A 26,819-nucleotide genomic window follows, 5' to 3' on the forward strand; every position below is an offset into this window, starting at 1 on the left:
TCGTGTAGCAGCAGGAGGTTTATGAGCGCGCCGCACAAGATCACACCGGTCATCCTCTCCGGAGGGTCCGGCACGCGGCTCTGGCCCCTGTCCCGCTCCATCCGGCCCAAGCAGTTGCTGAACCTGACGGCGGATCGCTCGATGCTCCAGCTCACGGCCGCCCGCGCCGAGGATGACAGCCGGTTCGATCCGCCGATCATCGTCGCCAACGAAGCCCATGCCGACGAGATCGAACGCCAGCTCGCGGATGTCGGCATCCGCCCGCAATCGCTGATCCTGGAGCCGGTTGCGCGCAATACCGCCCCCGCGATCGCGCTGGCGGCGCTCTCGGTGGCACCCGATGCCGTCCTGCTGGTGATGCCCAGCGATCATGTGATCGGCGATGTTCAGGCTTTCCACGCCGCGATCACCGATGCCCTGCCGCTGGTCGAGCAGGGCTGGCTCGCCACCTTCGGCATCGCGCCCGATGGGCCGGAAACCGGCTATGGCTACATCAAGGCGGGCGCGGAGCTCGCCCCCGGCATCCGCAAGGTGGACAGCTTCGTCGAAAAGCCGGACCGGGCCACCGCCGAGGCCTATCTCACGGAAGGCAGCTATGCCTGGAACGGCGGCATCTTCCTGTTCCGGGCCGACGCCTATCTGGCCGCCCTCGCCGAACACGCGCCCGCGATCGCAGAGGCCGCCAGAGCCGCCATGGCCGGCGCCACCAGGGCCGGCCCGCGCATCCATCCGGCGGTGGAGGCGTTCCGCGCCTCGCCTTCCGACTCGATCGACTATGCCGTGATGGAGAAGGCCGATCGCGTCGCGGTGGCGCCGGTCAACATGGGCTGGTCGGACGTGGGAAGCTGGGATGCGCTCCATGCCATCACCAGCCGCGACGATGCCGGCAATTGCCACCATGGCGAGGTGATCGCGCTCGATACCAATAATTGCCTGTTCCGCACCGATGGCCCGCTGGTGGCCGCGGTGGGCGTCAGCGACCTGATCGTGGTGGCGACGGACGATGCGGTGCTCATCCTCCCGCGCGGCGCAAGCCAGGACGTCCGCCGCATCGTCGACGAGCTCAAGCGCACCGGCCACATAACGCTGGACCGCAAACGCTAGAATTTTCCTGCCGGAACGATTGCCGGATTTCGATGTGCCGCGCCAGGCGGGGGAAAACGAGCGCTTAGCCACCCTCCCTCGTCCTTCCCGCGAAGACGGGAACCGCACACTCGCGCGGCTAATCCATTGCCTCGAACGCCATCGGCTCAATCCAGCCAGCCGTCGCCAGTCTTAGGCGCTTTGATAAGCGTCGATGAAATGGTAGATTTCCGCGATGACCTTCTGGCTGCTCTTTGCCTTCGACGCGGTGATGACGGCGGTATTGCTGTTCTTCTTTACCATCGGCATCGCGGATCGATCCGTTTCGGCATCGAATATCGGCCTGTGGCTGCTGCTTCTTGGCGTGGCGGCGGCCTTTCTGCTGGGCGGCCTCGCGCTCAAGCGCCGGGCGCATGACCGGATCGGCGCCGCACTGCTCCTGCTGCCGGCGCTGCCGGGCCTGGCCTATCTCGCGTTCGTGCTGATGATGGTGGTGATGCAGCCGCGCTGGAACTGAGCCGCCGCCGTAGCCCCCCCTCAATCGCCCGCGAACATGAAGGGTGTCAGCCCCCTTTCCCGATCGTTGAGCAGCAGGGCGCGGCCGATCGGCGGCTCTGCCCGCTGCGGGCAATCCAGCCGGGTGCAGCGGCGGCACCCCATCCCGACCGGCACCGCCGCCCCGGCAAGATCCACTCCGCGCGCATGGACCGCCGCCGCCGCATGTTCGGCGGCGACGCCGATCCCGATGGCGAACTCCGCCCGGATACCCTGCGGCGAGCGCACTTGCGAGCGCACCGTCCGCGCCAGCGTGAACCAGCGCCCGCCATCCTCCAGCGCGACGAGCTGGCGCACGATCTCCCCCGGCCGGTCGAAGGCGTGATGGACGTTCCACAAGGGGCAGCGCCCCGGCGCGGTCACGAGCGGCGATGCCGACGCCCCGGCATAGCGCTTCGACGCCTGCCCCGCCCGATCGATCCGAATCATGAAGAAGGGCAGCCCGCGCGCGCCGACGCGCTGCAGGGTGGTCAGCCGATGCGCCACCATCTCGAAGCCCGCGCCAAAGCGGCGCTGCAACAGCTCCAGATCGTAACCGGTGGCCTCGCACGCCCGGAGGAAGCGTCCGTAAGGCATCATCAGCGCGGCGGCGAAATAGGAGGTGACGGTGCGGCGGAACAGCCGTTCGGCGACCCGGTCGCCAAAGGCCGCGCCGGCCACCAGCGCCTCGATCTCCGCCCGCGCCTCCAGCTGGGCGAGCTGGAACGCCGCCTGGAAGGTGCGCGATGCCGGGTCCAGCATCTCCGACAGCTGCACCTGCCGGGCATGAAGGTCGAGCCGCCGCAACCGATCGGGCATCGCATCGACCGGCAATATCCGGATCGCCAGCTGGTGCTTCACGCGCAGCCGATCGACGATCGCGCCGTAAAGGTCCCCCGCCCCCAGCCGAAGCTCGTCGGCCAGCGCCTCGGCGGCCGCGTCCAGATCGGGATAATGGTTGCGCCAGCGTTCCGTCTCGCGGCGCACCGCCGCAAGCGCGCCATTCTCCTCCTCCGCCAGCCCCGCGCCCGCGTCACGCAGCCGATCGAAGGCGCGGGCGAAGGCTTCCGCGCCGCCGGGGGCGGCCGCCAGCCATTCCGCCAGCTCCGCCCGATCGATGCCGAGGTCCGCGAACAGCGGGTCGGCCAGCCTGCGCCGCATCGCATCCGCCCCGCCGCCCGGCTCGTCGGCGGTCAGCATCCGGGGATCGAGGTCGAACCGATCTCCCAGCCGCAGCATCAGCGCCGCCGTCAGCGGCCGCTGGTTGCGCTCGATCAGGTTCAGGTAGCTGGCCGATATGTCGAGCGCCTCGGCCATGGCCTGCTGGGTGAGGCCGGTCGTGCGCCGCAGCCGCCGCACCGCATGCCCCGCGAAGATCTTGCCGTCGGCCATGACCGCTCCCGCCCGTCCCGCCTTTGTAAATATATTACTGATTTACCTTTATCGGCACTTATCCGTCCACCCCTTTACGCGATAATCGGCCTGCCCACCCTCGCGGATCACGGGAATTCCTTCCAATTGACGGGACATCGCCGGGTCATCCCCCGGAGTTCGGATTGTAAAGGAAATTACCAATGGTCGATTTCACCGATCTCGTTGCCGCCCCGGAGGGCCGGTTCGACGGTATCCGCCGCACCTATTCGCCCGCCGATGTCGCGCGGCTTCGGGGATCGGTGGCGATCGAGCATACGCTGGCGCGGCGCGGCGCGGAGAAGCTCTGGGCCTCGCTCCGGTCCGAGCCCTATATCAATGCGCTGGGCGCGCTTACCGGCAACCAGGCGATGCAGATGGTCCGCGCCGGGCTGAAGGCGATCTACCTGTCCGGCTGGCAGGTCGCGGCGGATGCCAACACCGCCGGCGCCATGTATCCCGATCAGTCGCTCTATCCGGCCAATGCCGGGCCGGAGCTTGCCCGCCGGATCAACCGCACCCTCCAGCGCGCCGACCAGATCGAACATAGCGAGGGCGGCGCCAAGCGCGACTGGTTCGTGCCGATCGTCGCCGATGCGGAGGCCGGCTTCGGCGGCCCGCTCAACTGCTTCGAGATCATGAAGGCCTATATCGAGGCCGGCGCCGCCGGCGTCCATTTCGAGGACCAGCTGGCATCGGAAAAGAAGTGCGGCCATCTGGGCGGCAAGGTGCTGATCCCCACGCAGGCGCATATCCGCAATCTCCAGGCCGCCCGGCTGGCGGCGGACGTGTGCGGCGTGCCCACCGTGCTGGTGGCGCGCACCGACGCGGAAAGCGCGAAGCTCATCACCTCGGACGTGGACGAACGCGACCATGAATTCCTGACCGGCGAACGCACGCCGGAAGGCTTCTTCCGCCTGAAGGACGGCACCGGCGTCGATCATTGCATCAAGCGCGGCATCGCCTTCGCCGAACATGCCGACCTGCTGTGGTGGGAAACCAGCCATCCCAATCTGGAGGATGCCAAGCGCTTTGCCGAGGCCGTGCAGAAGGCCCACCCCGGCAAGATGATGGCCTACAACTGCTCGCCCAGCTTCAACTGGGAGGCGAAGCTGGACAAGGACACCATCGCTCGGTTCCAGCGCGAGCTGGGGGCCATGGGCTACAAGTTCCAGTTCGTCACGCTGGCGGGCTTCCACAGCCTGAACCACGGCATGTTCGAGCTGGCGCGCGGCTACAAGGACCGCGGCATGGCCGCCTATTCCGAGCTGCAGCAGGCGGAATTCGCCAGCGAGGCGCAGGGCTACACCGCGACCCGCCACCAGCGCGAAGTGGGCACCGGCTATTTCGACCTGGTGGCCGAGGCGGTCTCGGGCGGCATGGCATCGACCACGGCGCTGAAGGAATCGACCGAAGCCGATCAGTTCGCCGTCGCGGCCGAATGATCGCACCACAGGATGAAGGAGAAGCGTGATGACCGAACCCACCCGGAGCCGTGCCGTCTTCTCGACGGAGGATTTCCAGCTGCTGAAGGAAGCGGTGGCCCACTATATCAAGGCGGTTCAGGACAAGCCTGAATCCGTGAAATACAGCAACCTCTATCATCGCCTCGGCCGGCTTAGCTGAGGCACCAACGGGCTTTTCCTGGGGAGGAGAAGGCGCCCGCCGCGGGAGAAATCCCCGGCGGGCGTTCCCGCGTCACGGCTGCTGCCGCCAATGCCTCTTGAGGAAGGCCGCCAGCTTCGCCGTCTGCCGCGCATCCAGCGAAACCGCCTCGCCCAGCGCCGGCGCCTTGGGCCAGCCGGCATCGGCGATCGTCAGCCCTTCGGCCGAGCGTGTCCCCGCATAGCGCGGGATGACATGATAATGGACATGAGGATCGACCATCATCAGCATGAGATAATTGATCTTCTCATAGGTGACAGCGCGTTTCAGCGCCGCCTCGATATCGGCGCTCACGGTGCCAAGCTCGGCATAAGCGGCGGCCGGCAGCGATCCGAACGCCTTGGCCTCGCCCCGCGCGGCCAGCACCAGGCTGCCCAATGTCGGCTGATCGGGCCGCAGCAACACCACCCAGTGGCGATAATCGGCGACCAGGGTGGCCGGATAGCCGAAGCGCAGGATGGTATCGTTCATGCCAGCCACGACCGTATCTCCCGCCCGCGCGCCCGAGCAAGCATCGCCTGGCCGAGCTGGACGAGATGGACGACGAACGAGATCACCGTCCACCACGCCACCGCGATCAGGCCGATATCGGGGCGCTGGAACAGCATGGAGACGAACAGGACCACCATGTTCGGGTTGCGCCGCGCGGTTATCAGGCGAAAATCGGAATCGACCTTGCGCCATACATGGATGTGCATGCCGAACCGGCGGATGAACTCGCCCTCCACCAGCCGCTGCAGCACATAGACGCCCACGATCACGGCCAGCAGCGTCCACAGCGTATCCGCGCCGATCGGCCGGCCATAGGCCGTCAGCCCCACGCCCCACGCCCACCACCAGAAGGGCGGATGGACGAGATCGATGCCATGATCGAACACATTGCCCCACCATGAGGATGTGATGGTGCAGCGGGCGAGCTTGCCATCCACCGTGTCCAGCACCATGAACACCAGCCCCATCGCCATGCCTGACCAATAGTGGCCGTGCCAGAAGGCGATCGTCGCCGCCACGCACAGCGCGGCGCCCAGCGCCGTCACCATGTTGGGCGTCATGCCGATCCGCGCCGCGATCCGCGTCGCCACCAGCGCCCATTCGGGCCAGAGATATTTGGTCAGCAGGTCGGTCACACCCTTATAGGCGCCGAAATAGCTGGCGCGCTCGGCCGCCTTCACGGTCGCCGGCGTCAGCGGCATGGCGAACGGGGTTTCGCGCTTGCGCAGCTCCTCGTTCACGATCGCCGCCCCGTCCTCATAGGCCGTCAGGCGCAACGTTCCCGCATCGGCCAGCGGCCGGCCTTCCGCCATCGCCCGCGCCACCGCCGCGCGCTCCGCCGCGTCACGGACATGCGCGATCACCGGCACGCCGCCGATCGTCAGCACCGCGCCCGGCTGCCCGGCATGATAGCGCAGCCAGGGCGGATCGAACACGAAGGCGCGGTTCACCAGCACCGCCGGTGCCCCTTCCGCCGCATCGCCGAACGGCAGCTTCGCCGCCTTCGCCATCCGGCGAGTGCGTTCGTCTATCGTCATGCCCCAGATGCGGGTGGCATTTTCGCCGACGAGGTGAATCGCCGGATGGGTATCGGGCAAGGGGCGGATCCTGTGCTGGAAAGGAAAGCCCCTAGATATCGCAACGCGCCCGCGGTTCAACGGCGCTCATGCCTTTTCCTTTCGCCGCCGTATCGCAACCGGCAGAAGCGACAAGGGATATCTCGCAAGCGCGGGCCACTTGCTCTATTGCGCGTCCATCCATGTCGACGCCTGCCCCCCTCCGCCGCGGATCGATCCGCGCCATCCTGCTCAACACCGGCTGGATGCTGGGCGGCAAGGGCTTCGGCGCGGTGCTCAGCCTCATCTATCTGGCCATCGTCACGCGCTCGCTCGGCCTCGACGGGTTCGGCCAGTTCTCGCTGGCGCTGGGCGCCGGCCAGGCATCGGCGACGATCGTTTCGTTCCAGAGCTGGCAGATCATTGTCCGCTACGGCATGCGCTACGTCCATGAAGGGCAGAGCGATGCGCTCGCCCGCCTGGTGCGATTCGCCATCACCATCGATATCATCGCAGCCTTCGTCGGCGTGGCGCTGGTCATCGGCGGAACCCTGCTGCTGGCCGGCCGCTTCGGCTGGACGGACAGTTTCGCCTGGCAGGCGATCGGCACCAGCGCCGTGCTGGTCCTTTCGACGCATTGGACGCCGATCGGCGTGCTCCGCCTGCACGATCGCTTCGCCGCCGCCACCTTTGCCGAGGCGGTGACGCCATCGGCCCGCTGCATCGGGGCGCTCATCGTCTGGCTCACCACGCCCAGCGTGATCGCCTATCTGGCGGTGTGGGCGGTGGCGGAGGCGCTGACGGCGCTCGCTTACTGGTATGCCGCGCACCGCGTCCAGCCGTTCCGTTGGCCCCAGGGACGCATCCGGAACATCGTCGCGGAAAATCCGGGCATCGGCCGCTATGCCATGTTCACCAATCTCACCTCGATGCTGGGGCTGGGCAGCAAGGAATTCGCCGTCCTCATCATCGGCCTGGTGATCACGCCGGCCGCCGCCGGCAGCTTCCGCCTCGCCCAACAGCTCGCGCAGGGGCTGGCCAAGCTTTCCCAGCTGCTGGGCCGGGCGATCTTCCCGGAACTGGTCCGCAGCCATACCACAGCCGGCAACGAGGCGTTCGATGCGCTGCTCGCCCGCACCCTGCGGATGACGGCGATCGGCGGCGGCATCGTCTTCGTGCTGCTGCTCACCATCGGCAAGCCCGCGATCGGCCTGATCGCCGGCAAAGAGTTCCTGTCGGCCTATCCCGTGCTTCTGGCGCTCGGATCGGCCGCCGCCGTGGATTTCGCCGCCGTCGGCTTCGAACCGGCGCTGACGGCGATGGGCCGCGCCGATCTCGCGCTCAGGGTCCGCATCGTCTCCACGCTGATCCTCGTGGCGCTTCTGGCGGTCCTGCCGCAATATTTCGGGGTGATCGGCGCCGGTGTCGCGGTGCTGATCGCATCGATCATCACCTTCATCCTGATGTGGCGCACATTGCTGCGCCATCGGCGGCCTGAGCGTAATATGGGACCGGCCGAGTCGCCGGGAATCCGGGGACAATAGTCTCGCAAGCGCAGGCGGCGCATAATGGCGCCGATCGGGAGGGAGGCTCGAAAATCATGCGTGAAACAGGGGTATCGAACGCACGGCCGCGCCTGATGGCGCCGTTGTTCCTGGCCGTGATCGCCAGCGCCTGCGTCGCCCCGGCCCCGGCGCCCGCGCCGGCCAGGATCTCGCAGACGCCCGTCGGCCCGCCGCAGCCCCGCACCGCGCCGTTGCCCGCGCCTGTCGTTCCCCGCCCGCCGGCCGGGCTCGAAGCCCGCATCGCCACGCTGGGGCAAAGCTTCGCCGGCAGCGTTGGCATCGCGGTGCGCGATGTCTCCACCGGCTGGGCAGTCAGCTACAACGCCCAGCGGCCGATGCCGCAGCAGAGCGTCAGCAAGCTCTGGGTATCGATGGCGGTGCTGGACGCCGTCGATCGCGGCACGATCAGCCTGTCGGAACCCGTCACCGTCCGGCGCGACAACCTGACCGTGTTCCACCAGCCGGTCCGCGCGATGATGGGCGCCAACGGCTTCGCCACCACTTATGGCGCGCTGATGCGCATCGCCCTCACCCAGAGCGACAATACCTGCAACGACATGCTGCTGCGCCGGGTCGGCGGGCCGGACGCGGTGCGGGGCATGATCCTGCGCAAGGGCCTGGGCCGCATCGCTTTCGGCCCCGGCGAAACCCTGCTGCAAAGCGGGATCGCCGGTCTCGAATGGCGGCCGGAATATGCGCAGGGCAACGGCTTCCAGGTGGCCCGCGCCGCCTTGCCCTATGCCCGGCGGCAGGCCGCGATGGACCGTTACCTCGCCGACCCCATGGACGGCGCCACGGCGGAAGCGATCGCGGGTGCGCTGGCCCGGCTCAAGCGCGGCGAGCTGCTCTCGCCCGCCTCCACCCGCTTGCTGCTGACGACGATGGGCGACAGCCGCACCGGCCCGCAGCGGCTGCGCGCCGGCCTCGCGCCGGGCTGGACGCTGGCGCACAAGACCGGCACGGGCCAGGAACTGGGCGGGCTGGCCACCGGCTATAATGATGTCGGCGTCATCACCGCGCCCGACGGCCGCAGCTATGCCGTGGCCGTCATGATCGCCAGCACCCGCCAGCCCATCCCCGTGCGCCAGCGGCTGATGGCCGATGTCGTCCGCGCCGTGGTGGCAAGCCATAGCTGGCTGGGATCGGCGCCCACCATCGCAGCGCAATAACCGCGATGCGATAGCAGGCGCGCCGCAGCCCACGTCGAGGATATTCACGATGCCGAACGAAAGACGGCCCGGAACCGAAGTTCCGGGCCGCAGGAATAGTCCGGCCTCACCGCTGGGGTATAGCCGGACCCGGGTCGCCTCGAGAAACCCTGGAAGGGAGGAGACCTGCCCTTCGAAACTCTTTCGCGGCGCAGCGCCGCTGACAAAAATTTTTCTAGGGCATGGCCGTGAGGACAAACGTTGGTCTATCGTGAAAATAACGTGAAACCGACTTCGCTCACCCCTCCCCGATTCGTCGTGCGCCTGCACGGGGATTTCCGCATCTCTCAAAGGGATGCGGGGATCGTTACGGACTCGCTGACCCCTTCCAGCCGCAAGGCGCGCGCGCTGCTGGCCATCCTCGCCACCTCGCCCGAACAGCTCGTCAGCCGCGAACGGCTGATCGGCCTGCTGTGGAGCGAGCGCGGCGAGACCCAGGCCAGGGCCAGCCTGCGGCAGACGCTCGCGGAGCTGCGCCGCCTGCCTTATGCCGATGCGCTCCTGATCTCGCGGCGCGAGATACGCCTAGCGCCGACCCTGTTCGAAACCGATGCCGATCGCATTACGGCCTATGCCGCAGCGCAGGATTTCGCGGGGCTGGCCGCCGCGCTCACCGATATCGACCGGACGATCCTGGCCGATCTGGAAGGGCTCGATCCCGCCTTCGACGACTGGCTGTTCGTCGAGCGCGAACGCCAGCGCAACCGCCTGGTGATGGAGGTGCTGGCGGTCGTCGGCGCCGCGTCCGATCCGGAAAGCCTCGGCCATCGGCGCTCCATCCTCAGCGCGCTGCAGCAGGTGGATGGCGGGGACGAGGCGATCGTCCGCCTCGGCCTCTCGCTCGATCATCAGGCCGGCGATCACGCGGCCGTCCATCGCCGCTATCGCCAGTTCCAGGGCGCCCTGAAGCGCGATTACGATGCCCAGCCGTCGGCGGAGACGCAGCAGCTCTTCCGCCGGCTGATCTCGGTCGCCCCGGTTGCGCCCGCCGCCGCGACGCCGCCACCCGCCCCGATCGCCGCGCCGACGATCGCGCCGGACAGCGTGCCTCACATCACCGAACGCCACGAGCCGCCGATCATCGTGCTCTCGCCCTTCGTCACCATCGGCGAGGGCGACGACGCGGCGATGGTCGCCCAGATCATGCACGATGATCTGCAGACCGCGCTCGGCGGCTTCCGCGACCTGCGCGTGCTGTCGATCGCGGACCCGACCCCGGAACGGCTCGCCGCCGTGTGCGGCAGCTCGATCGCCAGCTATGCCTTGGGCGGCACGGCGCGCGCGCAGGATGGCGGCTTCCGCGTCAACCTCCGCCTGACCGCGCTCGATCGCGGCGTGCTCGTCTGGAGCCGCCAGATCACGGTGCAGGCCGCCACGCTCGGCAGCGTGGTGGACGAGCTGGTCGCCAGGATCGCCGGCGCCATCCTGCCGGTCGTGGTGCGGGATATAGGCCAGGCGCTCGATACCACCACCGGCGCGACGCCGGCTTCCAGCTCGCTCTATTTCGGCGCCCGTGCGCGGCTGCTCTCTTCCTCCACGCTGGCCGAGGTGCGCGAGGCGGCGGAGCTGTTCGAGAAGGTGATCGAGGAGGACCCCTCGATCGTCAACGCCCACCTTCACCTCGCCCGCATATACAATACCGATTTCATGCTGCGGCTGGCCGGGCACGATCCCGCGCCGCTGCGCGCCCGCGCCTTCGAGCTCAGCCTGCGCGCCGCCGCGCTCGATCCCGCCAACGGCCATGTCCATTCGCGGCTCGGCTGGTGCTATCTCCGGCGCGGCGACATCACGCAGGCGGTGCGCCGCTTCGAAAATTCGGTGGAGATCGGCCCCTATCACGCCGATGGCCTGAACGAAGCCGGTTTCGGCCTCTGCCACCTTGGCCTGCTCGATCGCGCGGGCGAGCTCATCAAGCGCGCGTTCGAGCTCAACCCCTTCCCGCCGGACGAATATTTCTCCGACGTGGCCGTGCTGGCGATGCTGCGCGGGGAGCATGACGAGGCCGAGGCTCAGTTCGAGATTTCGCGCGATCCCGCCATCCATTACCAGGCCGTGCGCTGCGCCAATCTGGCGCTCGCCGGCCGGATGGACCGCGCCCGCGAGGAAGCGGATATCCTGCGCAAGGCCTTCGCCCCGCTCTGGCACAATCCGATACCGCTTACCGATGCCGATATCGTCGCCGGCATCCATGTCTTCCTGCCGCTGCACGAGGCGGAGCATCGCGACATGCTGGAACGCGGCCTACGCGCGGCCGGCCTCTGCATATCGGCCTAGGGCGGCTTCGCCCGTCGGCTGGCGCAGGCGGCGGAACCATGGTGTTTCGGGCGGCGGGGGGCAGGCGACGGGGCGATCCACGCCTTGCGTCAGCCTGCTTACCAGCCGCTCCGCATCGCGCCGCTTGCGGCTGATCGCCCGGTCCGGCGCCGGCATCTCCCGCCCGGCGCGTTCCCGGAACAGCGCCGCCAGCCGATCCCAATTGCGATCGCGGAAGTTCAGGCGATCGGCGATCCGCAGCACCAGCCGCCTGTCGGCATCCGGCCAGTTCCGCGTGCAGGCGCCGATATCCACCAGCGCCACCGTCAGCGGGCGATGCGCCAGAGCGGGCGGCGCGTGGCTCACCATCACCGCATCGTCGCGCTCGATCAGCCCGGATCGATAGGCGCGGAATATCGCGCCCACGCCGATCATGCCGCAGGAATGAAGCTCCGCCGCGCGGATCGCCCCCAGGCTCGCCGCGCCCAGCACCGGCACGCCTTCCGCCAGCGCCGCCAATATCTCCTTGTGCCACACGCTCGGCCGCGTTTCGAAAATGCCGTCCACCAGCCCGATCGCGCGGGGCCGTTCGGCCAGCGCCCGCACGATATCGCCGCAGGCCGCCGGCGGGCGCAGCGCGATTCCGGGGGGAATCGGCATGCCGCTTCCCCACAGGCTCGGCCCGGCAAAGAGGATCGCATCCCTCATGCGAAGGCCGACGGCCGTTCATGATCGCCGAAGCCCGGCGCCAGCAGCTTCACGGTGGCAAGGCCGCTCGCCCCGCCGCCCAGGTCGACGCAGACGATCGCATCCGCCCCCGCATCCCGGCAACGCTCCGTCAGCCGATCGCGCAGTTCCACCGCGTCGCCCGCCACCCAGGGCGGACCGGCGGGAAAGGGCTGCGCGCCATCGGGCTCGAAAGCCAGCGTCTCCTTGGCGATCCCCAGCCGCTTTCCGGCCGGATCGCGATAATCCTCGTCCTCCAGATCGTCGCGCGCGCCGGCGATGAACATGATCCGGGCCTGCGCCGCCTCGCCGATGGCCGCCATCAGCGCCGCGGCGGGGTCGGGGTGACAGGCGGACCCGACGCCCGGCGGCAGGACGAGGGTCGCCGCCCGGTCCATCTCCACCAGCGCGCAATAATAAGCCGGCACGCCGATCCCCTCGCCGATGTCCCACGCCATCAGGCGCAGGCCGGCATGCGCGATGCGGGCCAGCGCCGCGCGGATTCGGCGATCGGGAATGGCGCCAAGGGCGATGCGGGTGGCGCGCTTGGCGGCATGCGGCCGCTCCAGCCAGCGCGCGCGCCCTTCGCGCTCCAGCAATTCCAGCAGCGCCGCCACGATCGCCTCGTCCCGATCGGCGCCGGATGCCAGGCCGTTGCTGCTCTGGCGGATATCGGGCGCCACATCGCGCGCCAGATCCATGGAAACCATTTCCAGCGGCACCGCCATGCCGCCCCCGCCGACCAGATCATGCCCCGCCAGCCATTCGCGCGGGCGATCGCCGTCGAAGAGGCCGGGTTGGCCCGGCGCCATCGGCACACGCGCCCACAAGGCCGCCTCGTGCGCCCGCGCGGGCCGGAAATTGCCGTCGCCTTCGATGGTTTCGGCGCGGTGAAGCTCGATCGATTCCACCAGCGCCGAGATACGCGCGATAGCCGGATGAGCGCCCTTGCCCATCGATACGGCCAGCGAACGCGCCATCGGCCGCACCGCCTGGAACACCGGCAACCCGATCCGGTCGAGCCCGGTCAGGTCGGCCAATCGGGTGATCCCTGCCGCCGCCGCCAACGGACGAAGCCGCGCCAGCATCTCTGCCGGCGCGGCCTTCCGATAATGCTGGGCGGGAACGGTGCGGACCCGCCGCACCGGATCAGTTGTGGTTGCCGCCACCCGCGCTGCCCGGGTCCGCCAGGCCGCGCAGCGTTTCATGGCTGCCGGCGGGCAGGCGCACCGCGGTAAGGGTCGGGCCGGTGGTGAAGGTCGCTTCCAGTTCGGCGATCGCATCCTGCGCGATCTGATCGCCCCCCGGCGCCGCGACGAACGATTCCTCAGCCGCGAACACGTAACCGATGGTCACGTTCGGATTGGACGGGTCCGTGACCCGGATCGCATAGCGCGCGGCAGATGAATCCAAAGCTGTCGGCATAGTAAACCCCCTCGTCTTAACCAGGCCATTGGCTAACAGAACTTAAGATGGACTGCCAGCGTTAAGGATCGCTTAAATCAGCAATGCGTCCGTTAAATGACGATCCTTTGATCCATATCGGATGATGCCTGGATCGATTTGGCGACAAGCGCCGCACTGGCCGGCTTCGGCCGGCGGCACCCCCGCGCCGCCGGCCGGCCTTGGTCAGCGTTCGTAGGCCTTGGGCAGCGCCCCGTCGTTCGCCGTGCGATAACGGTCGCGCAGCTTGTCCTGCCGGGTGCGGAGCGGCTGCTCCACGCCGTCGATCCATACCGAAAGGACGGCCGTGGAAAGCTCCAGTGGATCACCGTCCCAGATCACCACGTCGGCGCGCCGGCCGGGGCGCAGCGATCCGATCTCGCCGCCCATGCCGATCGCCTCGGCCGGCAGCGAGGTGATGGTGGCGAGCGCCGCGCCCCAATCGAGCCCGGCCGCCCCCGGTATCTTGCCCAGCGCCACCAGATTGCCGGCATATTGCTTCACCTGCCGGGCCTGGCGGGCGTCATTGTCGTTGATCATGCCGATGCCGACGGTGACGCCGGCGTTGCGCAGCCGCCCGATGTTGGACTGGGTGGCCGCCAGCGATTCGAACGAAGCCGGCAAGTCCGCCAGCGCCGAGGCGATGACCGGCACGCCCGCCGCCTTCACCTGCGCCGCCACCGTCCACGCCTCGGTCGCACCGACCAGCACCAGCTTGAGCGCCGGGAATTCCTTCTTCAGCTCCAGCGCCTGCAATATGTCGCTGCCCCGCTCGACATGGGCGAGAAGCGGCACCTGCCCGTTGACCACGGGCGCCAGTGCAGCCGCGTCCGGCCGGGTCAGCAGCGCATCGTCGCCGCGCCTGCCGGCGGCCTGATCCCGCGCCTCGGCCAGCGCGTTGCGGAAGGCGGCATAGGTCGCCGGCCGGCTGCCGCCCGCCTGCGATGCGCCTTCCTCGCCGAACTCGACGAACTGGAACGCCCTGGCCTTGGTGATGGGGCTCATATCCGCGCCCAGATCGATCACCGCGCCTTGGCCCGCGAAGATCGATCCGTCGCTTTCCGGCGCCACCACCGCACGGGTCACGCCTTCGGCCCGATTGAGCGTGATCGCGCTGGTGCGCGGGTTCACGGCCGGCGCCACGTCCAGCGCGGCGTTGAACGGCGACTTGCCGGCGGATGCGTCGTTGGTCTGGCGCACGCCATCCACCTCGACGATGCCGAGCCGGCTGAACCCGGCGACGAGGCCCGGCGTCACCCATTTGCCCTCGGCGTCGATCACGCGCGCGCCGGCGGGCACGGCCACGCCACGGCCGGCGGCGGCGATGCGGCCGTCGCGCATCACCACGGTGCCGCCGTCCACGGGGCCGGAACCGTCGCCGATGGCGAGCCTTGCATTGGTGATCGCCACGGTCTCGGCCATGGCGGGGGCGAACGGAACGGCGATCAGCGCCGCCGCGGCGAGCAGGACCGCCTTCACTTCACATCTCCTTCGCCGGGCTGGCCCAGCTCGAAATCGGATACAGGCCGGCGCTTCGGATCCAGCGCGTCATACATCAGCGCCCCGTCGATCCAGACCTTTTCGGGCCGGGTGTAGACGCTCAGCGGATTGCCGTTCCACAGCACCACGTCGGCCATCTTGCCCGGCTTCAGGCTGCCCGTGCGGTCGTCGATGCCCAGCGCCTTGGCGGCGTTGATGGCAAGCCAGGTCCAGGCCACCTCGTCGGGAATGTCTATGCCCATGCGGCGGCCGGCGGCCAGCGCCTTGGCGGTTTCCTGGTTCAGCCGCTGGATGCCGTTCTCGTCGTCGGAATGGACGATCGCGCAGGCACCCGCATTGTGGACGAGCGGCAAATTCTCCTTCACCGCGTCATAGGCTTCCATCTTGAAGCCCCACCAGTCGGCCCACATCGCCGCGCAGATGCCGTTGGCCTTCAGCAGATCGGCGATCTTGTAGGCTTCCACGGCATGGTGGAACGCCGTGACCTTATAGCCGAATTCCTTCGACATATCGATCACGTTGGCCATCTCGTCCGCGCGATAGCAGTGGTTGTGGACCAGTATCTTGCCGCGCAGCACATCGGCCAGCGTGTCCAGCCCCAGATCGCGGGCGGGCGGCTCGCCGCCGTCCTTTTCATATTTGTCCCACTTGCGGCGATATTCCTCGGCCTTCGCCCAGGTCTGGCGGTCGACCGCGATATTGCCCATCCGCGTGCCCGGCGCCTGGCTGCGGCCGCCATAGACGCGCTTGGGATTCTCGCCGCAGGCCATCTTCAGGCCGTAAGGCGCGCCGGGGAACTTCATGCCCTGCATGGTGCGGGCATAGACGTTCTTCAGCGTCACCGATCGGCCGCCGAACAGGTTGGCCGATCCGGGCAGGATCTGCAGCGTGGTGACGCCGCCATTGGTGAGCGCGCGGCTGAAGCCCGGATCCTGCGGCCACACGCTATGTTCCGCCCACACCTGCGGCGTCACCGGCGAAGTCACCTCATTGCCGTCGGAATGCGCCTGCACCGCCGGGCTCGGATAATCGCCCAGATGGCTGTGGACATCGATCACGCCCGGCGTCACCCACTTGCCTGTGCCGTCGATCACGGTGGCACCCTGCGGCGCATCCACCGTCTGGCCGATGGCCACCACCTTGCCATCGGCGAACAGCACCTGTCCGTTCTCGATCCGGCCGCCCTCGCCGTCATAGATGGTGACATTCGTCACCAGCGTCGGCACGCCGGGATAGGCATGGTAGGTCGATGGGAAGGGATCGCTGGAAGGCATCGCCCGCGGCGCATCCTGCGATGCCGGCTTCCGCTTGCCCTCGGCGGCCGATCCGGCGGCCACCGCAATTCCCGCCATCAACGCGATGGCGAATTTCCTATTGAACACCGTGCATCCACTTCTTGATGAGGGGAGAGATGAGGACCAGCACGACGCCGATCCCGATCGAGACCACGCCGATCGTCCAGAACACGTTCACATAAGTATCCAGGCTGACCTTCAGGTTGGTCACCTGCCCGCCCACCGTCTCGACGCTGGCGACCTGGGCGACCATGCCGGCCACATATTGCGCGACGGAGATGGAAAGGAACCACAGCCCCATCATCAGGCCGACGATGCGGGCGATGGAAAGCTTGGTGATCATGCTCAGCCCCACCGGCGAGATGCACAGTTCCGCCATCGAGTGGATCAGGTAGAGCAGCGCCAGCCACCAGAGCCCGACCTTGAAGTCCGCGCCCGCATAATGCGATCCCCAGACGAGCGCGAGGAAGCCCAGCCCCACGCCGGCCAGCGCCACGCCGAACTTCACCGGGATCGAAGGCTCCAGCCCGCGCTTGGCGAGCGCCGTCCACATGATCGAGAAGAAGGGCGCCAGCGCGACGATGAAGAAGGCGTTGAAGAACTGGGTTTGCCCCGCCGTCATCTCGAACAGGCCGAACACCGAAAGATTGGTGTTGCGGTTGGCGAAGAGCGTGAGCGAGGAACCCGCCTGTTCGAACAGCGTCCAGAACACGACGTTGAAGATGATGAGCACGCAAGCCGCGAGCATCATCTGGAATTCCACCTTGCTGCCGACCTTGTAGGACCATGCCAGGATCACCGGCACGGCGACGAGGAAGGTTCCGAACAGCAGCTTGCCCATCAGCGGCAGCGCCAGCAGATAGCCCAGCATGCCCTCGCCGGACTTGGGCGCGGGCGAGTTCATCAGGTTCACGAACAGGAACCAGACGAGCGGGATCGCGACGATCGACAAGATGTAGATCAGCCAGGAACGGTCCGGGCCGGTCCGTACCGGCGGCTCGCCATAACCGTCCAGCTTGCCGCCGTCGAACTGGATCAGCGACCAGGAGAAGAGCATGCCCAGCGCCGCGAGGCCGAAGCCCGCCCACCAGCCGACAGCCACCGAAAGCCACGGGCAGAGGAGCTGCGAGAAGAGCGACCCCAGGTTGATGCCCATGTAGAATATGGTGAAGCCGGCGTCGCGGCGGCGGTCGCCGGGTTCGTAGAGCGTGCCGACGATGGTGGAGATGTTCGGCTTGAAGAAGCCGTTGCCCACCGTGATCATGCTGAGCGCGATCAGCATCACCATGGTGAAGAAGGTGCTGCGGTCGCCCCCGGCCTCGAAGCCGCCCTTCTGCACCGTGCGGGCGACCGATCCGTCGGCCGCGAGCAGCGATACCGTGCCGTCCTCATTGCCCTTGATCGCCAGGCGCGTGTCGCCGTCGACCACATATTGCTGCTTGGCGGCGGTCGATTTGTCGACCTGCACCTCGTAACGCTGCCCGTCGATCACCGCATAGGGCTTGGCGGTTTCGCCGCCGAAGCAGAGCGTGAAATAGCCGAGCGCCATCAGGATCGCGCCGAACTTCACCGATCGCTTCGATCCCAGATAACGGTCGGCGATCAGGCCGCCCACCAACGGGGTCAGATAGACCAGGGCGGTGAACCCGCCATAAAGGCCGGTCGTCGTGCTGTCGTTGAACAGGAAATGTTCGGCGAGGTAGAGCGTCAGCAGCGCCCGCATGCCGTAGAAGCCGAATCGCTCCCACATCTCGGTGGTGAAGAGCCGCGCGAGCTGGCGCGGGTGGCCGAACCATGTGGGGCCATCGGTTCGTCGGGCGGATGCGGCGCCGGTTTCCGGGCTCGCATCGGCTGCGGGTTGGACCATCAGGATCACTTTCGATATGATATGCCGGGTGCCGAGCCCCGGCCGGATTGGCCGGCAGACTAGCGCCGATATTTCCCGTGTGAAGAAGATTGTTGCGCGGCGTCGGCGCTGATACCCATCGCGCCATGTTCAACGATCGCTCCTCCGCCATCGCCCTTCTCGCCTCCCGCCGCTCCGGCAAGCCGCGCGACATGGTCGCGCCCGGCCCCGATGCCGGCGAGCTTCGCCAGATATTGGAGATCGCCACGCGAACGCCCGATCACGGCAAGCTCGCGCCCTGGCGCTTCGTGATCGTCCCGGCGGAAAAGCGCGATGCCTTCCACGCGCTGCTCCGCCGCGCCTATCTTGAAGGCAAGCCCGATGCCGGCCGGCTGGAACTGGAATCGATCGATCAGTTCGCCCATCAGGCGCCTGCGCTGGTGGTCGCGATGGCCAGGCCCGCGCACGCCAGCCACATCCCGCTCTGGGAACAGGAATTGTCGGCAGGCGCCGCCTGCATGAACCTGCTCACCGCCGCCCATGCGCTGGGCTTCGTCGGCGGGTGGCTGACCGGCTGGCCCGCTTATTCGGATATGGTGCGCAACGCCTTCGGCGGCGCGGACGAACGCATCGCCGGCTTCATCTTCCTGGGATCGCCTTCCCGCCCGCTCGAGGAACGGCCCCGTCCGGCCTATGAAGCGGTCGTTTCGTCGTGGGAACCAGACATCGCTTGACGCGCCGTGCTGTATTATTACAGCATTACGCCGATGACTCAGGAAGCCCGTCCCGTCTATCTCCGCCTGCGCGATCATATCGCGGCCGCCATCCTCGACGGCACTTATGCCGATGGCGATCCGCTGCCCTCGGTGCGCGCCTTCGCGGCCGAACATGGCGCCAACCCGCTCACCGTGGCGAAGGCGTATCAGAGCTTCCAGGAAGACGGGCTCGTCACCGTCCGGCGCGGGGTGGGCATGTTCGTGGCGGAAGGCGCCACGCGCCGCCTGCTCAAGGCCGAACGCGAAACCTTCCTCAGCGAGGAATGGCCCCGCATCGCCGAACGCATCCGCCGGCTGGATCTCGATCCGGCCGACCTGCTCGATCGGGTCGCCGGCTGAATTTTCCGATATTCGGGCTTCCGTAACGGCCCCGCAGACGGCATGGGCTCCCCCGACTGACATTTAGGGGATTGGTTCATGCTCATCGCTTTGCTGCCCGGCGACGGTATCGGCCCGGAAGTCACCGAACAGGCCGTCCGCGTGCTCGATGCCGTGACGGGCGATGCCCTTTCCTTCGAACGCGGCCTCGTCGGCGGCGCGGCCTACAAGGCAGTGGGCCACCCCCTCCCCCCCGAGACGCTCGATCTCGCCCGCCGCGCGGACGCCATCCTGTTCGGCGCGGTCGGCGATCCCGATTGCGATGCGCTGGAACGCCATCTCCGCCCCGAACAGGCGATCCTCGGCCTGCGCAAGGAACTGGGCCTGTTCGCCAATCTCCGCCCCGCCCGGCTGTTCCCGGAACTGGCCGATGCCTCGGCGCTCCGGCCGGAAGTGGCGGCACGCATCGATCTCGTCATCGTCCGCGAAACCAACGGCGACGTCTATTTCGGCGAAAAGGGCATGCGCACCACCGCCGATGGCCTGCGCGAAGGCTATGACATCATGTCCTATAACGAGGCGGAAGTCGCCCGCATCGCCCGCGTCGGCTTCGAAACCGCGCGCGCGCGCCGGGGCCGCCTCTGCTCGGTCGACAAGGCGAACGTGCTCGAGACCTCGCAGCTCTGGCGCGATGTCGTGATCGAGGTTTCGCGCAACTATCCCGATGTGACGCTCAACCACATGTATGTGGACAATGCCGCCATGCAGCTGGTGCGCGATCCGGGCCAGTTCGACGTGATCGTCACCGGCAACCTGTTCGGCGACATCCTGTCCGATCAGGCATCGATGTGCGCGGGCTCGATCGGCATGCTGCCCTCCGCCACGCTCAACAGCCGCAGCCAGGGCCTTTACGAGCCGATCCACGGCTCCGCGCCCGATATCGCCGGCCAGGGCAAGGCCAATCCGCTCGCCACCATCCTCTCGGCGGCGATGATGCTGCGCTATTCGCTCGGCAAGGCGGCGGAGGCCGACCGGATCGAGGCCGCCGTCGCCGCCGCGCTCGCGGCCGGCGCCCGCTCCCCCGATCTCGGCGGCAGGATGTCCACCGCCGAAATGGGGGATGCGGTGCTCGCGGCGCTCTGAGGCGCGCCCGAATCGGGCGCCCGCCCCCTACTTCGCCAGTTCGCGCTCGACCGCCTCGACGATCTCGGGGCTGTCGGGCGCCACGTCCGGCGCGAAGCGCGCCACGACATTGCCGTCGCGGCCGATCAGGAACTTCTCGAAATTCCACAGGATGTCGCTGGGGTTGGCGCGCTTGAAGCCGTAACCTTCCAGCTTCGCCTCCATCCCGTCGCCGCCCTGGGCCTCGGGCTTCGCCGCGATCAGCGCGGCATAAAGCGGGTGGCGATCGGCGCCGTTTACCGCGATCTTGGAGAACATCGGGAAGGTCACGCCGAAATTGGTCTCGCAGAAGGACGCGATCTCGTCGTCCGTTCCCGGCTCCTGCGCGCCGAAATCGTTTGCCGGAAAGCCCAGCACCGCGAAGCCCCGGTCGCCATATTTCTCGAACACCGCCTCCAGCGCGGCATATTGCGGCGTCAGCCCGCATTGCGAGGCCACGTTCACCGCCAGCAGCACCTTGCCGGCATGATCGCCCAGCGTCGCATCGCCGCCGTCGATCGCCTTCAGCGGAATATCCCGAATTGCAGCCATTTCATCCATCTCCTCTGGTCGGTCGGCACCATATTCGGCCTCTTGGCATACGCAAGGGCGCGCTGGCGGATTGACGCGGCTTGCCCCGCCGCTGCAAAGCGATCCCCATGAAGAAGCTCACCGGACAGGATCGTTCCATCACCTCGCGCTGGCGCCCCGCCACCCAGGCCGTTCGCGGCGGCACGGCGCGCTCCAATTATGGCGAGACGAGCGAGGCTTTGTTCCTCACCTCGGGCTACGCCTATGATTGCGCGGGCGATGCCGCCGCCCGCTTCGCCGGCGATCAGCAGGGCATGACCTATTCGCGCCTGCAGAACCCGACGGTGGAGATGCTGGAACAGCGCATCGCCCTGCTGGAAGGCGCGGAAGCCTGCCGGACGATGGCGAGCGGCATGGCCGCGATGACGGCGGCCCTGCTCTGCCAGCTGAGCCAGGGCGACCATATCGTCGCCGGCCGCGCCGCCTTCGGCTCCTGCCGTTGGCTCACCGATACGCTGCTACCCCGCTTCGGCATCACCGCGACGATCATCGATGCGCGGGACAACGATGCCTGGCGCGCCGCCATCCTGCCGAACACCAAGCTCTTCTTCTTCGAAACGCCGGCCAATCCCACGCTGGACGTGGTCGATCTGGAAGCCGTGTGCCGCATCGCCAAGGACGCCGGCATCCTCACCGTGGTGGACAATGCCTTCGCCACGCCGCTCCTCCAGCGGCCGATGGATTATGGCGCGGACGTGGTCGCTTATTCCGCCACCAAGATGATGGACGGCCAGGGCCGGGTGCTCGCCGGCGCGGTCTGCGGCACGGCCGATTTCATCGAGAACACCCTGCTTTCCTTCACCCGCAACACCGGCCCCACCCTTTCGGCCTTCAACGCCTGGGTGGTGCTGAAGGGCCTGGAAACGCTCGACCTCCGCATCCGCCGCCAGAGCGAGAATGCGCTGAAGGTCGCCCAATTCCTCGAAAAGCGCGTGCCCCGCTTGCTCTATCCGGGGCTTGCCAGCCATCCGCAGCACGATCTTGCGATGAAGCAGATGTCGGCCGGCGGCACGATATTGTCGCTCTACCTCGATGGCGGACGCGCGCAGGCGCACGGGCTGCTCGATGCGCTGGAGCTGGTCGATATCTCCAACAATATCGGCGATTCGCGCTCGCTGATGACACATCCGGCCTCCACCACCCACAGCGGCCTTTCGGAAGCTGTCCGCGCGGAAATGGGCGTGGAGGAAGGCATGCTCCGCCTGAATATCGGGCTGGAAGATCCCGAGGACGTGATCGAGGATTTCGATCGCGCGCTCAAGGCGGTGGGCCTCTGATGCCGTTCGCCGCGCTCTTTCCATATAGCGCGGCAACGCGGGACGTGATGGTCCGCGTCTCCGTCAGCTTCCTGCCGGAACAGTCGGAACCGTCCAAGGGCCGCTGGTTCTGGACCTATCATATCCGCATCGAGAATGACGGTCCCTTCGCCGTCCAGCTCCTCCACCGCCACTGGACGATATCGGACGGGCGCGGCGGCAGGCATGAGGTGCAGGGCGAGGGCGTGGTGGGCGAACAGCCGGTGATCGAGCCCGGATGCAGCTATGATTATGTATCGGGCTGCCCGCTCCACACGCCGACCGGGACCATGGAGGGCAGCTATCATATGGTGGGCGAGGATGGATCAAGCTTCGACGTGCGTATTCCCCGCTTCCAGCTCATCGGCCCGGCGGTGACGGGATGAAGCGGACCCACCTTCCCCTGAACGGCCTGCGCGTGCTGGATGCGGCCGCCCGCCACCTTTCCTTCACCCGCGCGGCGGACGAACTGGCGGTGACGCCGGCGGCCGTGGGCCAGCAGATCCGCGCGCTGGAAGATACGCTGGGCGTGGTGCTGTTCCGTCGCACTGCCAAGGGGCTGGAACTGACGCCGGAAGGCGCTGCCGGCCTCGATGCGCTGCGTGCGGGCTTCCTCCAGTTCGAGGAGGCGGTGCGCGCCATGCAGGCGGGCCAATCCTCCAAGACGCTGACGATCGCCGCCCCGCGCGATCTCACCGCCAAATGGCTGAGCGCGCGCCTCGCCGCCTACGGCCGCACCGATCCCGAACTGCGCTTCGTGCTGATCGCGGCGGACGAGGAGCTGGATTTCACCCAGGCCAATCTCGATCTGGCGATTCGCTTCGTCGGCAATGCCGGCGAGCATGAGGGCGCCCCCCTCCCCGCGCCCGGCTTCGTCACCGTCGGCGTGGACGGCGGCAACGAGGCGCTGATCGGCTGGCCCGGCTGTCCGGCCAGCGACGTGGCCACCGCCCCGCTCACCGTGGCGGATGCCGGCCTCGCCATCGATGCCGCCGCGTCGGGCTTCGGCCGAGCCTGCGTGCCCGCCTTGCTGGCGGAGGCGGACATCGCCACCGGCCGCGTGAAATCCTATACCAACCGGCCCGAAGGCCCGTCCTACTGGCTGCTCGCGCCGCTCCCGCAATGGCGGCAGAAGAAGGTGAAGGCGCTGGTTTCCGCCCTGCTGGACTGATCCGCGCGCGGCCCCGCCGTGGGCCGTTCGCCAGGGCATCCGCGGAATGAAAGAAATCTTTGAAAAATTCGACGCGATGGGCGTTGCATCCCCGGAAAGCTGCCGCTAAAGGGACCGCCTCGGGCGAGGGGCTGTAGCTCAGATGGGAGAGCGCTGCAATCGCACTGCAGAGGTCAGGGGTTCGATTCCCCTCAGCTCCACCAGACCCGAAGACGCAGATATCACTTTGAAAAAGTGATTCGCCGAGGCCCTTAAGCAGGCCCAAAATCCCATCCAAAACGAGCTTCTGGTATCGCAAACGCCTTTTAGCTTCCCGCTACAATGGCGCGAAGCAGATTAGGCGTGCGAACCGATCTCGATCACCGTCGGGCAGCAAAGCAACGCGAACTGGAACGCGTGATCGCAATCCTGTTGGAGGAATTCAGCGATGTCACCATGATGGCGACCGGCAAGCGCAAGCTCGGCCGTATCAAGATCATCCTTTATGGCAGCCATGCACGGGCTGGGTCCATGAACCGCATATTGCGAAGGGCTGTCGGTCGGATTTCGACCTACTGATCATCGTCAACTACAAGGCCGTCGCCGCCTCCCGAAGTCGGCGCGCCGGTTATTCGCGTTGCGAAACCTCGAGCGCCACGGCGGCTTCGGTGGTCAGCAGCCGGAAGGTGAAGCTCTCCTGCAGATATAGCTCGACCATCTTGTCCGTATGGCTGAGGTAGCCGATGGACAGATCCTGCCCAAGGTCCAGCTCGAAATCTCCGCCCCGCGTGGTCAGTACCAGACCGCCCGCGATGCCGGGCGCCCAGATGATCTCCCCCTCCACGAGGCGCCGGATATGCTGCAGCACCGGGTAGCCTTCCTCGCTGCCGCCGCTGACCGCGGTGAACGGGTCGTCGCCCAGCACGAGCTGGTAGGGCCCTTCCACGCCGGCGAGGCGCAGCCGGTCGACCGCCTGGGCAACGACGGCGGGATAGCCCGAGACGTCCGGGGGAAGCGTCACCGCCTCGTTGCTGGCGCCCGGACGGATGCCGCCGATATCCGCGCCGGCATAGCCGTCGAAAACCGCACGATTTTCGGCATAAGCGATCTTGCGCGCGGCTTCCTTCAGCGGTGCCCAGTCGGAATCCTCGGAACCGCGCTCCACGTCGTCGATCGCCGCGCGGGTGAGCGTAAACGGCACGCGCAGCTCAACGACGGCATTGGCGGTGCGCCGCACTGCCTCGACGCCATCGGCCGGCGCCTCGATCGGCTTGGTATGGCCCGTGCCTATGGCAGCGAGCGTGGTCCCCTTCGGATCCGGCACGTCCACGACCCGGCGCGCTGCAAGATAGCGCTTGAGGGTACGGGTGGCCTCCTGGTCGATTTGCTCCCAGGCGGGGTCGGAGATCGGGGCGAGTTCGCGATGGAGGTTATTCATGTCCTGCCTCGTCTTTGAGTGATCCAATGCGGAGCGATCCGTTCGATGCTGGCTCGGGCGCCGGCGGCGCGGGCGCTTCGGGTATCGTCTCATCGCCACCGCTATCGTTGCCGTCGGCCATGGGCGGTTCTGGCGTTACCGCGTCCAGAAAGTCGGCCGACGGCACGAAATAGAGCGAGCCGGTCACCGCCCGGCTGACGTCGAGCAGGCGATCGTAATTGCCCGGCGGCAGGCCGATGAACATATTGTCGAGCATCCGCTCGATCCGCGCAGGCGAGCGGGCATAACCGATGAAATATGTCCCGAACTCGCCCTTGCCGACATCGCCGAACGGCATGTTGTCGCGCAGGATCTGCAGCTGCTCGCCATTCTCTTCGATGTTCGTCAGCACGTTGTGCGCGAAGCTCGGCTTGGCCGCCTCGTCCAGCTCGACGTCCGACAGCTTCTCGCGCCCGACGATCTTCTCCTGCTGCTCGACGGGAATCGCGTTCCACTTGGCGATGTCGTGAAGATATTTCTGGACGATCACATAGCTGCCGCCGGCGAAGATCGGATCATCCTCCGGGCCAATGACGGTGGCGTCGATCGCCGCCTGCTCGACGGGGTTCTCCGTCCCGTCGACAAATCCCAGCAGGTCGCGATCGTCGAAATAGCGGAAGCCATGCACCTCGTCCGTCACCGACGCGACGCCGGCGAGCCGCTTCATGATCTGCGCCGCTATCTCGAAGCACAGATCCATGCGCGCGGCGCGGATGTGGAACAGCAGGTCGCCTGGGGTGGACGGCGCATGATGCACGCCGCGGATTTCGCGGAAGGGATGCAGTTCCCTGGGCCTTGGGGCTCCGAACAGCCGGTCCCATGCGTCGGAGCCGATGCCCATGATGCAGGAGAGCCCGCCGTCCGCCGCCCGGAACCCAACGCCGCGCACCAGCGACGATAGAATGGCGCAAAGGCCACGCACCGCCGCCTCTGGCTTGTCCCCCGCGCCCATGGCGACGACCAGAAAGATGGCGGCGCGGGTGAGCCGCGCATCGACAGCCTGGGAACGGGCGGTAACATCTTGAGAGACAGTAGAGGGCACGCTCGACTCCTTGGCAGCCGGATCAACGACCATCCGTATGGCACGGCAGACGAGACATGGCCGGTCGCCCGAAGGAGGGCGCGCCGACTCATGTCCAAGGCTATCCTTAAGTCAGCTTGTAGGATGTGGCTCCGGTGCCGGCGAGCACCCCGCTATCTACGATCAGATATTCGTCGCGGATCGGCGTGCCGTCGAACCAGCTCTCCAGGATTTCCAGCGTGCCGGCCGCATAGCGCGCCTGCGCTGAAAGCGATGTGCCCGAGATGTGCGGCGTCATGCCGTTCCACGGCATCGTCCGCCAGGGATGATCAGCTGGAGCCGGCTGCGGGAACCAGACGTCTCCCGCATACCCGGCGAGATGGCCCGATTCGAGCGCCCGCACGATGGCGTCCCGCTCGACCAGCTTTCCGCGCGCGGTGTTGATGAGGTAGGCACCGCGCTTCATCTTCGCCAACATCGCTTCGTTGAAGAAATGCTCGGTCGAGGGATAGAGCGGCATCTGGAGGTTGACGATATCGACCGCCTTCACCAGCGACTCCGCATCCGGATGGAAGGTCAGGTCCAGCTCCTTTTCGACCTCGGGAGCGAGACGATGCGGATCGGTGTAATGGAGATGAAGCCCGAAGGGCTTGAGCCGGCGCAGCACGGCAAGGCCGATCCGGCCCGCCGCGATCGTGCCGAAGTGCATCCCCTCGACGTCATAGCTGCGCTCCACGCAATCGGCGATGTTCCAGCCGCCTTCGACGGCGATCTTGTGCGATGGCAGATAGTTCCGAACCAGCGACAGGATCATCATCACCACATGCTCGGCGACGCTGATGCTGTTGGACCCGGTGACTTCGGCGACGGTTATGTGCGCGGCGACAACTACGATGGCCGGTTGAGCGGCGACTATGATGGCCGGTAGGATCGGTTGTCTGGTCTGATCGTAGGG

General features: G+C 67.3%; 26 protein-coding genes, 1 tRNA gene and 1 pseudogene. 15 read left to right on the top strand and 13 right to left on the bottom strand.

Annotated features, from left to right (window positions below; genetic code table 11):
• Positions 1 to 21 precede the first annotated feature (21 nt).
• Together CV103_RS16220 and CV103_RS16225 are read left to right on the top strand one after the other, a co-directional pair.
• Positions 22 to 1,104, top strand: coding sequence for a mannose-1-phosphate guanylyltransferase/mannose-6-phosphate isomerase (locus CV103_RS16220; protein ID WP_015457170.1), 1,083 nt, complete (start codon positions 22 to 24; stop codon positions 1,102 to 1,104).
• Between the two features lie 214 nt (positions 1,105 to 1,318).
• Entirely contained in the window at positions 1,319 to 1,600 is a 282-nt protein-coding gene (locus CV103_RS16225) for an osmoprotectant transporter permease (protein ID WP_107395548.1), read from the top strand.
• A gap of 20 nt (positions 1,601 to 1,620) precedes the next feature.
• Here the strand turns inward: CV103_RS16225 and CV103_RS16230 are convergent, their stop codons facing one another.
• Positions 1,621 to 3,009 (bottom strand): helix-turn-helix domain-containing protein, encoded by a 1,389-nt coding sequence (locus tag CV103_RS16230; protein WP_107395549.1) that lies wholly within the window; start codon positions 3,007 to 3,009, stop codon positions 1,621 to 1,623.
• A 182-nt stretch (positions 3,010 to 3,191) separates the two neighbouring features.
• Between CV103_RS16230 and aceA the strand changes: the two genes are divergently transcribed.
• Together aceA and CV103_RS22545 are read left to right on the top strand one after the other, a co-directional pair.
• Positions 3,192 to 4,472, top strand: coding sequence for an isocitrate lyase (gene aceA, locus CV103_RS16235; RefSeq protein WP_015457173.1), 1,281 nt, complete (start codon positions 3,192 to 3,194; stop codon positions 4,470 to 4,472).
• A gap of 28 nt (positions 4,473 to 4,500) precedes the next feature.
• Positions 4,501 to 4,653, top strand: coding sequence for a hypothetical protein (locus tag CV103_RS22545; RefSeq protein WP_015457174.1), 153 nt, complete (start codon positions 4,501 to 4,503; stop codon positions 4,651 to 4,653).
• A 72-nt stretch (positions 4,654 to 4,725) separates the two neighbouring features.
• Here CV103_RS22545 and CV103_RS16240 read toward each other — a convergent pair whose 3' ends face one another.
• Both CV103_RS16240 and CV103_RS16245 read right to left on the bottom strand, forming a co-directional pair.
• Entirely contained in the window at positions 4,726 to 5,163 is a 438-nt protein-coding gene (locus tag CV103_RS16240) for an HIT family protein (RefSeq protein WP_107395550.1), read from the bottom strand.
• Positions 5,160 to 6,281: a CDP-alcohol phosphatidyltransferase family protein gene (locus tag CV103_RS16245; protein WP_211314415.1), complete on the bottom strand. Its 1,122-nt coding sequence runs from the start codon at positions 6,279 to 6,281 to the stop codon at positions 5,160 to 5,162. The genes CV103_RS16240 and CV103_RS16245 overlap by 4 nt, the downstream gene beginning before the upstream one ends.
• 161 nt (positions 6,282 to 6,442) lie before the next feature.
• Here CV103_RS16245 and CV103_RS16250 point away from each other — a divergent pair, with 161 nt between their 5' ends.
• The 3 genes from CV103_RS16250 to CV103_RS16260 all read left to right on the top strand — a co-directional run bounded on the left by CV103_RS16250 (position 6,443) and on the right by CV103_RS16260 (position 11,286).
• On the top strand, positions 6,443 to 7,783 hold the full coding sequence (locus tag CV103_RS16250; RefSeq protein WP_170112653.1) for a lipopolysaccharide biosynthesis protein: 1,341 nt from the start codon (positions 6,443 to 6,445) through the stop codon (positions 7,781 to 7,783).
• Positions 7,784 to 7,839: 56 nt separating this feature from the next.
• Entirely contained in the window at positions 7,840 to 8,973 is a 1,134-nt protein-coding gene (locus CV103_RS16255) for a serine hydrolase (protein ID WP_170112654.1), read from the top strand.
• Positions 8,974 to 9,234: 261 nt separating this feature from the next.
• The gene (locus CV103_RS16260) at positions 9,235 to 11,286 is read left to right on the top strand and encodes a trifolitoxin synthesis, TfuA (RefSeq protein ID WP_245896906.1); all 2,052 of its coding nucleotides are present in this window, start codon (positions 9,235 to 9,237) and stop codon (positions 11,284 to 11,286) included.
• On the opposite strand, the gene CV103_RS16265 is transcribed toward CV103_RS16260, so the two are convergent.
• The 6 genes from CV103_RS16265 to CV103_RS16290 form a co-directional block, all read right to left on the bottom strand.
• Positions 11,254 to 11,925, bottom strand: a complete 672-nt coding sequence (locus tag CV103_RS16265; RefSeq protein WP_245896908.1) for a TfuA domain-containing protein — start codon at positions 11,923 to 11,925, stop codon at positions 11,254 to 11,256. The two genes, CV103_RS16260 and CV103_RS16265, sit on opposite strands and share 33 nt — an antisense overlap.
• Before the next feature lie 44 nt (positions 11,926 to 11,969).
• Complete coding sequence (locus CV103_RS16270; RefSeq protein ID WP_245896909.1) at positions 11,970 to 13,160, bottom strand: YcaO-like family protein; 1,191 nt, start codon at positions 13,158 to 13,160, stop codon at positions 11,970 to 11,972.
• A complete protein-coding gene (locus CV103_RS16275; RefSeq protein ID WP_015457182.1) occupies positions 13,141 to 13,416 on the bottom strand; it encodes a hypothetical protein in 276 nt (91 codons plus the stop codon). Before CV103_RS16275 ends, CV103_RS16270 begins: the two co-directional genes overlap by 20 nt.
• 204 nt (positions 13,417 to 13,620) lie before the next feature.
• Positions 13,621 to 14,913, bottom strand: a complete 1,293-nt coding sequence (locus CV103_RS16280; RefSeq protein ID WP_107395556.1) for an amidohydrolase family protein — start codon at positions 14,911 to 14,913, stop codon at positions 13,621 to 13,623.
• Positions 14,910 to 16,286, bottom strand: coding sequence for an amidohydrolase (locus CV103_RS16285; RefSeq protein WP_041864760.1), 1,377 nt, complete (start codon positions 16,284 to 16,286; stop codon positions 14,910 to 14,912). The genes CV103_RS16280 and CV103_RS16285 overlap by 4 nt, the downstream gene beginning before the upstream one ends.
• Positions 16,287 to 16,305: 19 nt before the next feature.
• Entirely contained in the window at positions 16,306 to 18,096 is a 1,791-nt protein-coding gene (locus tag CV103_RS16290; protein WP_107395568.1) for a peptide MFS transporter, read from the bottom strand.
• Between the two features lie 125 nt (positions 18,097 to 18,221).
• Here CV103_RS16290 and CV103_RS16295 point away from each other — a divergent pair, with 125 nt between their 5' ends.
• From CV103_RS16295 to leuB, 3 genes are all read left to right on the top strand, one after another.
• On the top strand, positions 18,222 to 18,809 hold the full coding sequence (locus CV103_RS16295; protein WP_107395557.1) for a nitroreductase family protein: 588 nt from the start codon (positions 18,222 to 18,224) through the stop codon (positions 18,807 to 18,809).
• Positions 18,810 to 18,842: 33 nt separating this feature from the next.
• Entirely contained in the window at positions 18,843 to 19,190 is a 348-nt protein-coding gene (locus tag CV103_RS16300) for a GntR family transcriptional regulator (protein ID WP_015457187.1), read from the top strand.
• Between the two features lie 78 nt (positions 19,191 to 19,268).
• Positions 19,269 to 20,312, top strand: a complete 1,044-nt coding sequence (gene leuB / locus CV103_RS16305; RefSeq protein ID WP_107395558.1) for a 3-isopropylmalate dehydrogenase — start codon at positions 19,269 to 19,271, stop codon at positions 20,310 to 20,312.
• Between the two features lie 27 nt (positions 20,313 to 20,339).
• Here leuB and CV103_RS16310 read toward each other — a convergent pair whose 3' ends face one another.
• A complete protein-coding gene (locus tag CV103_RS16310) occupies positions 20,340 to 20,882 on the bottom strand; it encodes a glutathione peroxidase (RefSeq protein ID WP_015457189.1) in 543 nt (180 codons plus the stop codon).
• Between the two features lie 107 nt (positions 20,883 to 20,989).
• On the opposite strand from CV103_RS16310, the gene CV103_RS16315 reads away from it, so the two are divergent.
• The 5 genes and pseudogenes from CV103_RS16315 to CV103_RS16335 all read left to right on the top strand — a co-directional run.
• Positions 20,990 to 22,198: a trans-sulfuration enzyme family protein gene (locus tag CV103_RS16315; protein ID WP_107395559.1), complete on the top strand. Its 1,209-nt coding sequence runs from the start codon at positions 20,990 to 20,992 to the stop codon at positions 22,196 to 22,198.
• Positions 22,198 to 22,602, top strand: a complete 405-nt coding sequence (gene apaG / locus CV103_RS16320; protein ID WP_015457191.1) for a Co2+/Mg2+ efflux protein ApaG — start codon at positions 22,198 to 22,200, stop codon at positions 22,600 to 22,602. The genes CV103_RS16315 and apaG overlap by 1 nt, the downstream gene beginning before the upstream one ends.
• Entirely contained in the window at positions 22,599 to 23,387 is a 789-nt protein-coding gene (locus tag CV103_RS16325) for a LysR family transcriptional regulator (RefSeq protein ID WP_107395560.1), read from the top strand. Before apaG ends, CV103_RS16325 begins: the two co-directional genes overlap by 4 nt.
• A gap of 127 nt (positions 23,388 to 23,514) precedes the next feature.
• Positions 23,515 to 23,590, top strand: a tRNA-Ala gene (locus tag CV103_RS16330).
• A 139-nt stretch (positions 23,591 to 23,729) separates the two neighbouring features.
• Positions 23,730 to 23,962 (top strand): annotated as a pseudogene (locus tag CV103_RS16335) (nucleotidyltransferase); the annotation flags it as partial.
• A 32-nt stretch (positions 23,963 to 23,994) separates the two neighbouring features.
• Here the strand turns inward: CV103_RS16335 and CV103_RS16340 are convergent.
• The 3 genes from CV103_RS16340 to CV103_RS16350 all read right to left on the bottom strand — a co-directional run.
• On the bottom strand, positions 23,995 to 24,804 hold the full coding sequence (locus CV103_RS16340; protein WP_107395561.1) for a family 1 encapsulin nanocompartment shell protein: 810 nt from the start codon (positions 24,802 to 24,804) through the stop codon (positions 23,995 to 23,997).
• On the bottom strand, positions 24,797 to 25,885 hold the full coding sequence (locus CV103_RS16345; RefSeq protein ID WP_107395569.1) for a Dyp-type peroxidase: 1,089 nt from the start codon (positions 25,883 to 25,885) through the stop codon (positions 24,797 to 24,799). Before CV103_RS16345 ends, CV103_RS16340 begins: the two co-directional genes overlap by 8 nt.
• 106 nt (positions 25,886 to 25,991) lie before the next feature.
• Positions 25,992 to 26,819, bottom strand: an 828-nt coding sequence (locus tag CV103_RS16350; RefSeq protein ID WP_245896911.1) for an NAD-dependent formate dehydrogenase, incomplete at its 5' end; no start/stop codon positions are given.

The sequence above is a fragment of the Edaphosphingomonas fennica genome (assembly GCF_003034225.1).
GTDB lineage: Bacteria > Pseudomonadota > Alphaproteobacteria > Sphingomonadales > Sphingomonadaceae > Sphingomonas_E > Sphingomonas_E fennica.

Excerpts from the sequence above, each read along its gene's own strand:
- CV103_RS16300 (WP_015457187.1), top strand. The coding sequence starts at position 18,843 with ATGACTCAGGAAGCCCGTCCCGTCTATCTCCGCCTGCGCGATCATATC.
- CV103_RS16325 (WP_107395560.1), top strand. The coding sequence starts at position 22,599 with ATGAAGCGGACCCACCTTCCCCTGAACGGCCTGCGCGTGCTGGATGCG.
- CV103_RS16285 (WP_041864760.1), bottom strand. The coding sequence starts at position 16,286 with ATGGCGGGAATTGCGGTGGCCGCCGGATCGGCCGCCGAGGGCAAGCGG.
- CV103_RS16310 (WP_015457189.1), bottom strand. The coding sequence starts at position 20,882 with ATGGCTGCAATTCGGGATATTCCGCTGAAGGCGATCGACGGCGGCGAT.
- CV103_RS16340 (WP_107395561.1), bottom strand. The coding sequence starts at position 24,804 with ATGAATAACCTCCATCGCGAACTCGCCCCGATCTCCGACCCCGCCTGG.
- CV103_RS16230 (WP_107395549.1), bottom strand. The coding sequence starts at position 3,009 with ATGGCCGACGGCAAGATCTTCGCGGGGCATGCGGTGCGGCGGCTGCGG.
- CV103_RS16255 (WP_170112654.1), top strand. The coding sequence starts at position 7,840 with ATGCGTGAAACAGGGGTATCGAACGCACGGCCGCGCCTGATGGCGCCG.
- CV103_RS16240 (WP_107395550.1), bottom strand. The coding sequence starts at position 5,163 with ATGAACGATACCATCCTGCGCTTCGGCTATCCGGCCACCCTGGTCGCC.
- CV103_RS22545 (WP_015457174.1), top strand. The coding sequence starts at position 4,501 with ATGACCGAACCCACCCGGAGCCGTGCCGTCTTCTCGACGGAGGATTTC.
- CV103_RS16250 (WP_170112653.1), top strand. The coding sequence starts at position 6,443 with ATGTCGACGCCTGCCCCCCTCCGCCGCGGATCGATCCGCGCCATCCTG.
- CV103_RS16275 (WP_015457182.1), bottom strand. The coding sequence starts at position 13,416 with ATGCCGACAGCTTTGGATTCATCTGCCGCGCGCTATGCGATCCGGGTC.
- CV103_RS16225 (WP_107395548.1), top strand. The coding sequence starts at position 1,319 with ATGACCTTCTGGCTGCTCTTTGCCTTCGACGCGGTGATGACGGCGGTA.
- aceA (WP_015457173.1), top strand. The coding sequence starts at position 3,192 with ATGGTCGATTTCACCGATCTCGTTGCCGCCCCGGAGGGCCGGTTCGAC.
- CV103_RS16220 (WP_015457170.1), top strand. The coding sequence starts at position 22 with ATGAGCGCGCCGCACAAGATCACACCGGTCATCCTCTCCGGAGGGTCC.
- leuB (WP_107395558.1), top strand. The coding sequence starts at position 19,269 with ATGCTCATCGCTTTGCTGCCCGGCGACGGTATCGGCCCGGAAGTCACC.
- CV103_RS16265 (WP_245896908.1), bottom strand. The coding sequence starts at position 11,925 with ATGCCGATTCCCCCCGGAATCGCGCTGCGCCCGCCGGCGGCCTGCGGC.
- CV103_RS16295 (WP_107395557.1), top strand. The coding sequence starts at position 18,222 with ATGTTCAACGATCGCTCCTCCGCCATCGCCCTTCTCGCCTCCCGCCGC.
- apaG (WP_015457191.1), top strand. The coding sequence starts at position 22,198 with ATGCCGTTCGCCGCGCTCTTTCCATATAGCGCGGCAACGCGGGACGTG.
- CV103_RS16315 (WP_107395559.1), top strand. The coding sequence starts at position 20,990 with ATGAAGAAGCTCACCGGACAGGATCGTTCCATCACCTCGCGCTGGCGC.
- CV103_RS16290 (WP_107395568.1), bottom strand. The coding sequence starts at position 18,096 with ATGGTCCAACCCGCAGCCGATGCGAGCCCGGAAACCGGCGCCGCATCC.